The organism is Aquirufa esocilacus, from assembly GCF_042715595.1.
Classification (GTDB): Bacteria; Bacteroidota; Bacteroidia; order Cytophagales; family Spirosomataceae; genus Aquirufa; species Aquirufa esocilacus.
The window spans coordinates 43385-56033 of sequence record NZ_JBBKXX010000003.1; the positions used below are offsets into that span (position 1 = coordinate 43385).

Annotated in this window: 10 protein-coding genes; 6 read left to right on the plus strand and 4 right to left on the minus strand. The window is 42.4% G+C overall.

Going from position 1 to position 12649, the window contains the following annotated elements; genetic code table 11:
• Nucleotides 1-3: 3 nt before the first annotated feature.
• Nucleotides 4-522 (plus strand): shikimate kinase, encoded by a 519-nt coding sequence (locus tag SKC37_RS08735; protein ID WP_130895257.1) that lies wholly within the window; start codon nt 4-6, stop codon nt 520-522.
• Here SKC37_RS08735 and SKC37_RS08740 read toward each other — a convergent pair.
• On the minus strand, nt 519-2072 hold the full coding sequence (locus SKC37_RS08740) for a hypothetical protein (RefSeq protein ID WP_377981116.1): 1554 nt from the start codon (nt 2070-2072) through the stop codon (nt 519-521). The two genes, SKC37_RS08735 and SKC37_RS08740, sit on opposite strands and share 4 nt — an antisense overlap.
• Nucleotides 2073-2081: 9 nt before the next feature.
• The gene (locus SKC37_RS08745) at nt 2082-3014 is read right to left on the minus strand and encodes a hypothetical protein (RefSeq protein ID WP_377981117.1); all 933 of its coding nucleotides are present in this window, start codon (nt 3012-3014) and stop codon (nt 2082-2084) included.
• Between the two features lie 118 nt (nt 3015-3132).
• Between SKC37_RS08745 and proS the strand changes: the two genes are divergently transcribed.
• Entirely contained in the window at nt 3133-4605 is a 1473-nt protein-coding gene (gene proS / locus SKC37_RS08750) for a proline--tRNA ligase (RefSeq protein WP_377981118.1), read from the plus strand.
• Here proS and SKC37_RS08755 read toward each other — a convergent pair.
• Both SKC37_RS08755 and glmM read right to left on the minus strand, forming a co-directional pair.
• Nucleotides 4602-5744, minus strand: coding sequence for a cysteine desulfurase family protein (locus SKC37_RS08755; protein WP_377981119.1), 1143 nt, complete (start codon nt 5742-5744; stop codon nt 4602-4604). The two genes, proS and SKC37_RS08755, sit on opposite strands and share 4 nt — an antisense overlap.
• On the minus strand, nt 5745-7133 hold the full coding sequence (glmM, locus tag SKC37_RS08760; RefSeq protein ID WP_377981120.1) for a phosphoglucosamine mutase: 1389 nt from the start codon (nt 7131-7133) through the stop codon (nt 5745-5747). It abuts the gene before it with no gap.
• An 87-nt stretch (nt 7134-7220) separates the two neighbouring features.
• Here glmM and SKC37_RS08765 point away from each other — a divergent pair, with 87 nt between their 5' ends.
• The 4 genes from SKC37_RS08765 to SKC37_RS08780 all read left to right on the plus strand — a co-directional run bounded on the left by SKC37_RS08765 (nt 7221) and on the right by SKC37_RS08780 (nt 12591).
• Nucleotides 7221-8171: a bifunctional heptose 7-phosphate kinase/heptose 1-phosphate adenyltransferase gene (locus tag SKC37_RS08765; RefSeq protein WP_377981121.1), complete on the plus strand. Its 951-nt coding sequence runs from the start codon at nt 7221-7223 to the stop codon at nt 8169-8171.
• Nucleotides 8152-9408 (plus strand): AGE family epimerase/isomerase, encoded by a 1257-nt coding sequence (locus SKC37_RS08770; RefSeq protein WP_377981122.1) that lies wholly within the window; start codon nt 8152-8154, stop codon nt 9406-9408. Before SKC37_RS08765 ends, SKC37_RS08770 begins: the two co-directional genes overlap by 20 nt.
• A gap of 2 nt (nt 9409-9410) precedes the next feature.
• Entirely contained in the window at nt 9411-10334 is a 924-nt protein-coding gene (locus SKC37_RS08775) for a sugar phosphate isomerase/epimerase family protein (RefSeq protein WP_377981123.1), read from the plus strand.
• A 103-nt stretch (nt 10335-10437) separates the two neighbouring features.
• A complete protein-coding gene (locus tag SKC37_RS08780; RefSeq protein WP_377981124.1) occupies nt 10438-12591 on the plus strand; it encodes a WG repeat-containing protein in 2154 nt (717 codons plus the stop codon).
• Nucleotides 12592-12649 lie beyond the last annotated feature (58 nt).

Sequence of the window (12649 nt, forward strand, 5' to 3'; positions counted from 1 at the left end):
AGAATGAAGAATATCTATTTAGTAGGAATGCCCTCCTCGGGTAAAAGCACCTTAGGAAAAGAATTAGCAAAGAATATCGGTTACTCGTTTATGGACATGGATAAGTTGATTGAAACCCGTGAACAGAAGACGGTATCTGAGATTTTCTCCAATTTTGGCGAGGCACATTTCCGTGAAATAGAGAAAAAGACACTCCGAGGTTTTCAACCGGATCAATCAATGGTGATTGCGACGGGTGGTGGAATTCCTTGCTTTAATGACAATATGGACTTCATTAAGCAAAATGGCGTTAGCGTTTTCCTAAACGTGGATGTAAATGATTTAGCGAAGCGTTTGTACAAAGCACAAGGCAACAATCGTCCCTTATTAGATAAGACCCAAAGCGAAGAAGTGGTCATCGCCTCCATCAAAAAAACATTCGAAGAGCGCCTACCCTTTTATCAGCAAGCTGATATTCAGGTGGACGGGGAAATCACCGTTAGCCAATTACTTTGGTTATTAGACCAATACTTACCTGTCTAGAAGTAGATTCCGCCACCCAGCATCAATTGCATGGACGTTAGATCTAATGTGGCTGAGCTAAAATCGGATGCATTCTTTAATGTGTAAGGGGTATAGGCGTCTTTCTGAGTTCGTTGAATAGCTGTTAAATCTAGATAGAAATTCGATTTACGGTATCCGATTCCTCCAGAGAATTGGAAGGCATTGCGATCGATTGTATCGTAACTCGCGGCATAGCCACTTCCAAACATCGCCACCCCACCACGTACACTCAAACTAGATGTTAAGCGAATTTCAGACCCCACTTTGACATTCAGAGACCCTTCAAAATTACGAGATATTTGACCATTGTATTTCGCTTGAAATGCCTGATTAGCGGATCCGCCTAATTCAGCAGAATAGACTTTCATGCCTCCATAACCTACATATTCCAGGTCTGCCGTCAAGAACCCTCTCTTTGAAAAGAAAAAGGCGAAACCGCCCGAAACTTTCATCGGACTTAATAACTGGTAAGTAAATTCATTCGTCGTCAAACGCATCGGATTTACCTTCGTAATAGTAATCGGATTGCCCGTAGTTCCGATGGCTGGAATACCTATAACATTAGGAAATAAACGTGCATCATACGTCTCATTCATCTGATCATAGTAAGTAGGACTTCTGAATGCTAAGGATAAACGCAGCGATGGATTCACTTTATATATACCTCCGAGACTTACAGCGATACCAGAACCTGATGTTAATAAGGTCTCTGCATATTGAAAACCTGCTACATTTTTAGCCCCCACGAATTCATCTTCCCAGGTGGTAGATGAACTCGCACTAATTTTAGAAAAATGAATCGCAGCACCCAGGTAAAATTTGTCCCGATAAGACGCACCATAGGCAAAATCCCAAGAAGATAAAGAACCTGAATTAGTAGCTGCCCCATATTGATTTGTAGGCAATAGTGGCTGAAAACGTTCAAAAGGAGCACCCCCTGAAACGGAATTCGGATTGATTAAATAAGTTTGGTAGGCCAAAGCTTCAGGAGATGATGCCGTCCCTGAATAAGCATCATACTCTTCATCTAGACTAGCGCCTGTTGCCCCTTTATCATTTGCCTTTTCAATAAAATTATCCAGCAAGGAGCTGCGATTATTCGTACCAGAAATCTGAATCGGCTGAATAAATATAGCTTGACGTGAATAGCCAAACCCAAAAGACCCGTGCCAATCTCCACCCCCAAGGTAATTACCGGAGAGCACCATGCCTAATGTAGGCATCTGAATTTGACTCTCTGTAGCCTCGCTTGATGTATTTAAATAGGACGATTTAGTTTGTACAGCTGTATAGGCAAGACTCATGTTCACCTCAGATCGAGTATAAAAACCAAGGCCGGCCGGATTACCCGTGAGCGAACTCAAATCTGCTCCTAGGGCACTCGATGCGCCACCTAGTGCTTGCATACGCGCAGTTCCAGCAGAGTAGCTAGTTGAAAACTGTTTCGCTAAGCTAGGATAGGTATAAATTTGGGCTACAGCCTCGCTTAGCGTACAGACGCTAAATAATAAGAAAAGTGCTTTTTTCATGATCGTAAATTAACGAGGACCGCGACTTGAACCACCTCCGCTTCCGCCAGAGCTTGAACCTCCACCAGAACTAGGGTTGCTGTAAGAGGGTGTTGAGGTCGAATTACTGCGTTGCGTACTTCCTCCGTCTGAAGGAGCCGCTCTGTATTCATAATTCGAATTACGACGTGGTGCCACATAAGGCTGAGAACTAGATCCAGATCCGTAAGTCTGTTGTGTATTCACCCGTGGCAAGTTATTTCCTTGCGTGTTGTAGGAATTATTACCCCCACGAGGAGAATTTGTATAATTTCCACCCGAATTACGGTTATTCGAACGATCATCCCGCGGCCCAAAACTCTTGCGTTCACGTGTATCATTTGTCATGTATTGCCCGCTGTAACCTGTGTAATTGCCACCAGGGCCATAATAATTATAATTCCGATAAAAGGAATTAAATCCAAATGGACTGTAGTAAGGACTATAAAAATATGGATCGTAAAAAAGACTATTGTATGGACTATACACTGAATAAGGACTAAAATATGAATATCCCATCCCTAAACTAAACGTGGTATACGGATTCACAAAATACGAATACGAAGGGCTCCAATACGAGAATGGAGTGTAACGGTAGCCATAACCAAGGTACGGACTATTGTATAAACCATCTGAAAGTCCTTGCTGATAAGCAGATTGATACAAATTAGGATTAACCGCATTACGCTGAGCTAGACCTTCTTCCTCCTCAATCACCTCTACATCATCTTCCTCTAAGTCTTGAAAATCAAGGTATTTTTTATCTTTTGCTGCTTTCGTAGCCTTTGCTTTTTCTATCTGGACAGAACGATTTGCTTCATCGTATAAATCATCTGAAGCATAGGAATTGTTAGTTACATTCACGCAGCTGGAAAGGATTCCAAATCCCACAAGCATTAAATAAGCAATGGATTGATTTTTCATGGTTTTTAGCGGATGATGTCAATTAAAAGCCTAACAAAACGTATCTTTGTAACGTTCCATTTTTCAAACGTAAAGTAAACGAAAAAACGAACAATACATGACGATTTTAACATAATTTATGAGTAAATCCCTACCAAGCCGCGCGGACAATTATTCTGAGTGGTACAACGAATTAGTGAAGAGAGCAGATCTAGCTGAAAATTCAGCGGTGAGAGGCTGTATGATCATTAAACCTTATGGCTATTCCATTTGGGAGAAAATGCAGCGCGCATTGGATGATATGTTCAAAGAAACGGGCCACACAAATGCCTATTTCCCCCTTTTCATCCCTAAATCTTTCCTTTCTAAAGAGGCTTCACACGTAGAGGGTTTTGCCAAAGAATGTGCCGTCGTAACGCACTACCGTCTAAAGAATGATCCAAATGGCGGTGGAGTGATCGTCGATCCAGACGCGAAATTAGAAGAAGAATTAATTGTGAGACCTACCTCGGAAACGGTGATTTGGTCCTCTTATAAAAACTGGATTCAATCTTACCGCGATTTGCCTTTATTAATTAATCAATGGGCGAACGTAGTGCGTTGGGAAATGCGTACGCGTTTATTCTTACGTACAGCTGAGTTCTTGTGGCAAGAAGGCCACACGGCTCATGCGACTAAGCAAGAGGCAATCGAAGAAACCGAACAGATGCTAGAGGTGTATGCGGAATTCGCAGAGACTTTTATGGCGATGCCCGTATTGAAAGGAATTAAAACGGCAAATGAGCGTTTTGCTGGAGCAGATGAAACCTATTGTATCGAAGCGATGATGCAAGATGGAAAGGCGTTACAGGCGGGCACATCGCACTTTTTGGGCCAAAACTTTGCCAAAGCCTTCGATGTAAAATTCGTTAATAAGGAAAATCAATTGGATTATGTGTGGGGAACCTCTTGGGGTGTTTCCACGCGTTTAATGGGTGCCTTGATTATGGCACACTCGGATGACCAAGGTTTAGTCTTGCCTCCTAAATTAGCTCCTATTCAAGTCGTGATCGTACCGATCTATAAGGGTGAAGAGCAATTAGAAAATATTAAAGCGCGTATCAATCCATTAGTTAAAGCGCTAAAATCCCGCGGCGTATCCGTGAAGTTTGACTTCGCTGAAAATCAAAGTCCAGGCTTTAAATTCGCTGAATACGAATTAAAAGGGGTTCCTGTGCGTCTTGCGATTGGTAACCGCGATATGGAAAACGGAACGATCGAATTAGCTCGTCGTGATACACGAGAGAAGACAAGCATGCCGTTCGAGGGAATCGAAGACGTGATCGTGGACACTTTGGAAGACATCCAAAAAAGTATCTATCAAAAAGCACTTGATTTCAGAACAACGAACACCTTCGAGGTAAATAGCTGGGACGAGTTTACCGCGAAAATCGAAGACGGTGGATTCCTTTCTGCGCACTGGGATGGTTCATCTGAGACGGAAGAGAAAATCAAAGAATTAACGAAGGCGACGATTCGTTGTATACCACTAGATGCAAAAGAAGAAGCTGGAAAATGCATCCTAACAGGAGCACCTTCCAGCCGCAGAGTCATCTTTGCTCGCGCCTACTAAGACACGATATTTTTCAATACTTCTAATACCCGATCGATCTCCGTTCGGGTATTATTTTTGCTAAAGGAGAAACGAACAGCGGCACCCGTCGCTGTCGGATTTAAGGCCGACAAAACGTGTGAACCCACCGAAGTTCCGCTCGAACAAGCGCTACCGCCGGAAGCCGAGATCTTCTCTATATCTAATTGAAACAACAGCATGTCGCCGTCCGCCACCGATGGGAATCGCACGTTCAATACTGTATATAAGCTATTTTCTACATCCCCAGAAGCTCCGTTGAAGGAAATGCCCGGGAATTGTTTTTGTAATCCTTCGATGAAATACGCTTTCAAACCTTTGATGTAGGTTGCGTGCTCGTCCATCGCGGTGTAGGCCATTTCTAGGGCTTTGGCAATACCAATCATCCCATACACGTTTTCCGTGCCTCCGCGCTGGTTACGCTCTTGCGCTCCACCGTGCATCAGCGGACTAAATTTCGTTCCGGCTTTGGCATACAAGAAACCAATACCCTTTGGACCGTGGAATTTATGCGCGGCACCCACCATGAAATGCACTTTCAAGGCTGAGGCGTCGTGCTTGTAGTGTCCCATGGTTTGGACGGTATCTGAATGAAACAAGGCTCCATATTGCTCGCACAGGTCGCCCACCGCGTTTAAATCCAATAAATTACCAATCTCATTGTTCCCGTGCATCAAACTCACAATCGCTTTGTCAGATGAAGCTAACAACTCTTCTAAATGCACCAAATCAATCGCTCCATCCGGATTCACGCGAACTAATTTCAATTCCGCTAAACCGAGTTTCGCCCAAGCCTCCGCCGTATGCAATACCGCGTGGTGCTCTAATGGAGACGTGATGATCACCTTGCATCCACCGTGCAAAACAGCTGATTGCAAGACCGTATTATCCGCTTCCGTTCCACCCGAGGTAAAGAATATCTCCGATGGCGAGGCGCCTAATAAAGTCGCAATCGTTTTACGCGCCTTTTCTACCGCCACTTTTGCTTGGCGACCGTGGGAGTGAATCGACGAGGGATTCGCGGTAAAATTCTCGAAATAAGGCTGCATTTCAGCCCAAACCGCTGGATCCACCGGAGTGGTCGCCGCGTTATCTAGGTAAATAGGTGTTTTTTCTGACATTTAAACTTTCGCGATTTCTTCAATCACGTGTATAATTTGTTGAGCGAGTGTATCTGCCTCAGCCTCCGAAGATGCCTCCGCGTAAATGCGAATGATCGGTTCTGTATTCGATTTGCGTAAATGAACCCAGCGATCTGGGAAGTCAATTTTCACACCATCGATGGTGTTTACTTTCTCATTCTTGTATTTTTCTGCCACCGTCACGAGGATTAAATCAACGTTCAGGTCAGCGGATAATTCGATTTTATTTTTGGAAATCACATACGCCGGATAGCTCGCGCGTAGTTCGGATGCTTTGATGCCTTTGTTTGCCAAATGCGTCAAGAACAAACCAATTCCCACCAGGGAATCACGACCGTAATGCGACTCTGGGAAGATCACGCCTCCATTACCCTCGCCACCGATGATCGCGTTCACCGCTTTCATCTTAGTCACCACATTCACCTCTCCTACCGCTGCCGCGAAATATTCGCCACCCGCTTTGCGCGTTACGTCTGCTAAAGCACGCGTAGAAGAAAGATTGGATACGGTATTGCCTGGCTTCACAGAAAGCACATATTCAGCTACTGCAACCAAGGTATATTCCTCGCCAAAAGGCGTCCCATCCTCCGAAATAAAGCAAAGGCGATCCACATCTGGATCCACTACAATTCCTAAATCGTAGTTACCGCCTTTCATTTTCGAGATCATCTCCGTTAAATTCTCCGGAAGTGGTTCAGGGTTATGGCCAAAATGACCCGTCGCCTCCCCAAAAATCACGTCCACGTGTTGAACACCCAAAGCTTTCAACAACATAGGCACCACGATTCCTCCCGTCGAATTCACAGCATCGACTAATACACGGAAGTTCGCTTTCGCAATCACGGGTTGATTTACCCAGCTCAAACCTAACACATGATCCACGTGCTGCTGTAAAAAGCTATCGTCCTGGGTTAATTGACCTAATTTCATCACGTCCGCAAAATCAAAATCTTGATTTTCGGCGAGGGTTAATAAGTCTTTTCCATCCTGATCTGAGATAAACTCTCCGCGATCATTCAATAATTTCAAGGCATTCCATTGCGCCGGATTGTGGCTAGCCGTGATAATGATTCCTCCTGCCGCTTTCGTCCAGGGCACCGCTAATTCAACAGTGGGGGTCGTAGAAAGACCAATATCTAAAACATCCCAGCCTAAACCGATTAAGGTATTCGCTACTAAGGAACTGACCATTTCTCCGGAGATACGCGCATCGCGACCTAACACGATCGAGTTAGATGGATGTCCTTTTTTCTTTAACCACGTACCATAAGCTGCTGCGAAAGTGACCACGTCCAGTGGACTTAAGCCATCGCCCGGTTTTCCACCGATAGTACCACGTATGCCTGAGATTGATTTGATTAGTGCCAAAACAAATATGAATTAGAATGAATAGATGATCAAAATTAAAGAAAATATCCCTATTTTTCGATGAAAATTTAGCTAAACCTATCAGACATGAACTCGGAAAGATTGGAGACCTTATTGGCTCGAATCCAACAGCTGCGTATAGCGGTGATGGGGGATTTTGCTTTGGACTTCTATTTTGACCTTCAAACCTCCACCAATGAATTTTCTCTTGAAACCGCAAAAGAAGTGCATTGCGCTTCTGCACCACGTACCTATCTAGGCGGAGCCGGCAATGTAGCCAAAAATCTAGCAGTGTTAGGAGCCCAAGTCTCGGCATTCGGGGTGCGAGGGAATGATCTCTTTGGAAGAGAGATGCTACATCAAATGGCGGCTTTAGGCATCAATGCTACGAACATTAAAGAAACGCATATCGATACTCCTACCTATTCGAAACCGCTGCAAACCCAAGAGGAATTGAATCGAATCGATTTTGGAACTAGGTCTTCGAATTTTCAAGCACAGACGGGAGAACTCCTACAATCTTTAGCCGCTGAGACTTTCGACTGGATTATATTCAATGAACAATTTGGAATTCCCCTACTGCAAGCGAAGCACATCGAGGGAATTAATCACGCAAACGCCTTGGCAGATCTGCGTTCATTAGGCAGTTACGCAAAACACCTCCCTCTAAAAGTAAATGAGGCTGAGTTTGTCAAAATACACCAAAAGCCTGCCACCCCAGAAAACATCCGAATCTGGGCTAACACGAGAAACAATCCGGTATTAGTCACCTTAGGCGAGAAAGGAATGGTATATGCAGGTACGGAGGAATTTCATCACCAACCTGCTTTCCCAGTGAAAGGCCCCATCGATACGGTAGGTGCGGGAGATATGGTAGTAGCAGGGTTTTCTGCGGCGAGAGCGGCGGGGGCCTCGGTGGAGGAAGCTTGTGAATTCGCCTCTTTGGCCGTACATATCAGTATTCATCAACTAGGCGAAACGGGCTCCGCGAGTCCGGACGCCATTAGACAATTACACGATGGACATACAATCGCTTAGAGCAGAAATCAAGGACTATACCGAGGGCGCGTTGTTGCCCTTTTGGATTCAACGCACGGTCGATATGAAACTGGGTGGGTACATAACCCACTTCAATGAGTTTGGGGACGATGCGGGGGATGATGATAAGTCGCTGATTGCGATGACGCGCTCGGTGTTTACGTATTCACAGGCATATCGCCATGGTTTTGGAGGAGAGGTAATGAAAGAGATGGCGGCACATGGTGTTCGATTCTTGCTGGACAAAATGTGGGATTCTACTAACGGTGGATTCTATTGGATGGTCAACCGAGCGGGTAAAGCAACCAATAAACAGAAGATTGGGTATGGACATAGCTTTGCGATTTATTCTCTCAGCGAATATACCCTGGCGACGGGGGATCCGGTGGGATTAGAATATGCGGAGAGGGTGTTTGATTTACTCCAAAAATATGCGGTGGATACCCATCACGGCGGTTACTGGGAATTCTTTGCGGAAGATTGGTCGCTCATGGGACTGGGTGCTCCTGGTGGGGATCGAAAAACCTTAGATGTACACATGCACTTGATGGAGGCATTCACGACCCTGTATGAGGCGAGTGGGAAAGAGATTCACCGAAGAAAGCTGAAAGAATCCATCGATATATTGATTGAGAAAATTATGGATCCGGCTACTGGAACGGGTATTCCGCAGTTTTGGGCAGACTGGAGCGTGGCGCCACAGATTAAATTCGATATCGTGTGGGGCTGGGATCGTTTTCAGGATGGAGGCCAAAAAGCCTCAGCCGTCGACAATACCTCCTACGGCCACAACTCGGAATTTGGCTGGCTATTATTGCATGCGTTGAAGGTAGGCAAGATCGATATCGCACCTTATTTGGACAACATCAAAAAGGCATTCTATCATTCGATGGAAAATGGCATAGATTGGGAATATGGCGGCGTCTACGTAGAGGGTTCGCACAGTGGAGGACCTACGGATGTAGAGAAGGAATTTTGGCAGCAAGCTGAAATGCTCATCGGAATGCTGGATGCTTATCTAGTAACCAGAGATCCGCAATTCCTAAAAGCCTACGAACAAGTGCATCGCTTTGTTTTTGACAAAATGATTAACCGAAATACGGGTGAATGGTGGCCGTTGATGACCCGTGAGGGGGAACCGATTTGGCGACATATGGCCCACAACTGGAAAATAAATTACCATAATGTTCGCTCGATGATTCTCGCTTATGAGAAGCTAGGCGAAATAAACTTATAACTATGACAAACATTAGTCGCCGCGATTTATTAATTGCGTCTGGAACTGCCGCGGGAGCTGTATTACTGCCATCATCTGCCTCCGCCGCACCGGTTGCAAAGGTTCCTAAATTCGAATTTTCATTGAATATGAGTACGATTATGGGCCAAAAATTAGGACTCATCAAAGAACTCGAAGTCGCCTCCGCGGCTGGCTTTCAGCATTGTGAAATTTGGGTACCTACACTTGAGGCCTATTTAAAATCAGGCGGAACCCTTTTAGAAGCGAAGAAGCGCATCGATGACCTAGGAATTAAGATCCAAAACGCCATTGGCTTCGCCCAATGGATTGTAGATGATGAGGCGATGCGTAAACAAGGTTTAGAGCAAATGAAACGCGAGATGGATATGCTCGCGCAATTAGGCTGTTTCCGCACCGCTGCTCCACCGATGGGCGCCACCAAAGAACCAGGACTAGACCTACGCCGCGCCGCCGAACGCTACCGCGCTATCCTTGACTTAGGAGTCAGCACCGGCGTCACTCCACAACTAGAAATGTGGGGACACTCTAAAAACTTAAACCGCGTCGCTGACGTCCTTTTCGTAGCCGCCGAAGCGGGCCAACCCAACGCTAAACTTCTATTAGACGTATTCCATATCTACAAAGGCGAATCCTCCATCGACTGCCTCCACCTAGTAGGCGAAAACTCGATCGACGTCTTCCACGTAAACGACTACGTCACTTCCATTAAACCTACTTCAATTACCGATGGTGACCGCATTTATGCGGGGGACGGCGAAGCACCCATTAAGGAAATCATCAAGAGCTTAAAACCATCTGAAAAGCCGGTTATTCTATCATTGGAATTATTCAATAAGGAGCTTTGGACTCAGGATCCTCTGAAAGTGGCTAAAACGGGACTGGAGAAGATGAAAGGGATGATTTAGGATTGAAATTAAATACCATAAAATAAATCATAAACGCTAATAATAATTTTAATTCTTATTTTAAGGCTTCTTTTAACACGAATAAAAATTGCTACTATTATAAATGAAAACTAAAATTCAGACGAAATTTCAATTTACCCTCCTATTGATTACCATTATTTTAAACACTTTTGTTGTTGATGGACAAAATGTCATTCCAGTTAGAAATGCATTTAATAATGGATACGATTATATTGAAGTTGCTTCTAACAAAATTGTAAGTAGGGCTACTTATGATCAAGCATTTCCTTACAAAGAAGGATTCGCCAGAGTTAGTCGCAACGGATTCTGGGGATTTATTAATGAAGATGGCATCGAAATTATACCATGTAAATATATTGATGCAAATGATTTTAGTGAAGGATTAGCCTCAGTAAGCATAGGTACAATTGAAATAACTGAAAGTGGCTACATTATTAAAAAAGATGTAAAATACGGTGTAATAGATAAAGAAGGAACGAAAACCATTGCCTTTCGATTCAAAGATATTAAAAGCTTTAATAAGCAGATGGCTTTAGCTCAAGATCTTGAGTCAGAAAAATGGGGATGGATAGATGAACTAGGTAATTGGAATTCATTAAGAAAATATGACTATGCTGAAGATTTCAATGAACTAGGCCTTGCAAAGGTTGGGAATCAAAAAATTGCTTCTGATGAGGGAAACGAGGGCAAAGATTATATAGCTTATGGAATTATTAATAGAGAAGAAAATTTTGTTATCCCTCAAAATTATTTTCACTTAGGCAAGTTTAACAATGGTATAATTGAAGCAATAAAGTTTAATAATGATTATACAGCTGGATATTCTGGATTATTAGATGAAAAAGGAAGAACCATTATTCAATTTATTTATCATTCGGTAGAAAATTTTAGCCAAAACTTGGCACTTGTTAGCTACAAACAAAACCAAAAGATTAAATATGGATTTGTTGATAAAAAAGGACAAATAAAAATTGCCCTCAAATATGATTATGCAAATTCATTTATCAAAGGAATGGCTTTTATAAAATCAAATGGCAAATTCGGATGGATTAACAATTTAGGGGAGCCTGTTTTTCAGCAAAACTATGATGTCGCTGAAAACTTTATAAATGACACAATACCCAAAGCAGGATATGACCATACACAAGTTGGGAAATCAAAATTTGCAATCGTTAGTAATAATGGTGCTTGGGGAGCCATTTCGAGATACGGAGAAGAGATTATACCGATTAAATATGACTCTATCGTAAAAACGGCAAATGGGTTTATTGCTATTGATACTATTTCGAAAAAATATTTTGACTTACTGGGAAAACACATTAAATCTGAACCATATGCTAACAATAAAAAAATAGGTGGAGTCAGAATCGCAGGGAATTCTGAAAGTTTATATGGCGACATTGCATCATTAAACTCGATTCAAAATTCACCAAATAGGAATATTACTTCTGAATCCTATATTTATGGGGGTGGTTCTTTAAATTCTGACAAAAGGCTTTCTAAGAATGAAAAATATTACGGAATTCTAAACAAAGATTCCACCCAATTTTGCAATTATGTGTATGATTCGATCAAATCTATCTCAGAAAGATGTAATCTGGATTTTGGTCTGATCGGTTATAAAAATAACCATACTGAAATTATTAGAATAAATAATGAGGGTATGTTGGAAGTAATACCGACTATATATTCGAAAATAGAAAACTTAAATTATTCAAGTGATGACTTTATTAGAGTAAGTCAAAATGAAAAATGGGGAATAGCATCAATAAAAGGTGGAATTTTAAGTGAAATTATAAAACCGATTTATGAAGATGTTGGTAGATTCCCCAAATTCGCAGAAGTAATTTTATTTCCTATCAAAAAAAATGAAAAATGGGGATTTTGCAATGAAAAAGGAATTGTAGTTATTCCATTTAAATATGATAAAGTAGGAACATTTTACGGTAATTCTTGTGAAGTAATGCTGAATAACAAATGGGGAATTATCAATAGATATGGGTTTCCGTTAACAAAATTTGAATACGACGACTTGACACTTTACAATGAAAAAGGCTTAAAAGGGATGGAAAAAGATAAAAAATGGGGATTAATTGATATTCATGGAAATATTTCAACTCTAAACATTTTTGATGGGTTACTCATTAATAATCATAACAGAGAGCTCTCTGGACATATTAGAAAAATGATTATTTCTATAGACCATTATTCTTCAACTGGCATTGAATATTATTAAAACATGTAATTCACTTTTATATTCAAAATGACAATTTTCATTAACTATATAAATTCAT

Excerpts from the sequence above, each read along its gene's own strand:
- proS (WP_377981118.1), top strand. The coding sequence starts at position 3,133 with ATGAGTAAATCCCTACCAAGCCGCGCGGACAATTATTCTGAGTGGTAC.
- SKC37_RS08775 (WP_377981123.1), top strand. The coding sequence starts at position 9,411 with ATGACAAACATTAGTCGCCGCGATTTATTAATTGCGTCTGGAACTGCC.
- SKC37_RS08740 (WP_377981116.1), bottom strand. The coding sequence starts at position 2,072 with ATGAAAAAAGCACTTTTCTTATTATTTAGCGTCTGTACGCTAAGCGAG.
- SKC37_RS08735 (WP_130895257.1), top strand. The coding sequence starts at position 4 with ATGAAGAATATCTATTTAGTAGGAATGCCCTCCTCGGGTAAAAGCACC.
- SKC37_RS08780 (WP_377981124.1), top strand. The coding sequence starts at position 10,438 with ATGAAAACTAAAATTCAGACGAAATTTCAATTTACCCTCCTATTGATT.
- SKC37_RS08765 (WP_377981121.1), top strand. The coding sequence starts at position 7,221 with ATGAACTCGGAAAGATTGGAGACCTTATTGGCTCGAATCCAACAGCTG.
- SKC37_RS08745 (WP_377981117.1), bottom strand. The coding sequence starts at position 3,014 with ATGAAAAATCAATCCATTGCTTATTTAATGCTTGTGGGATTTGGAATC.
- SKC37_RS08770 (WP_377981122.1), top strand. The coding sequence starts at position 8,152 with ATGGACATACAATCGCTTAGAGCAGAAATCAAGGACTATACCGAGGGC.
- SKC37_RS08755 (WP_377981119.1), bottom strand. The coding sequence starts at position 5,744 with ATGTCAGAAAAAACACCTATTTACCTAGATAACGCGGCGACCACTCCG.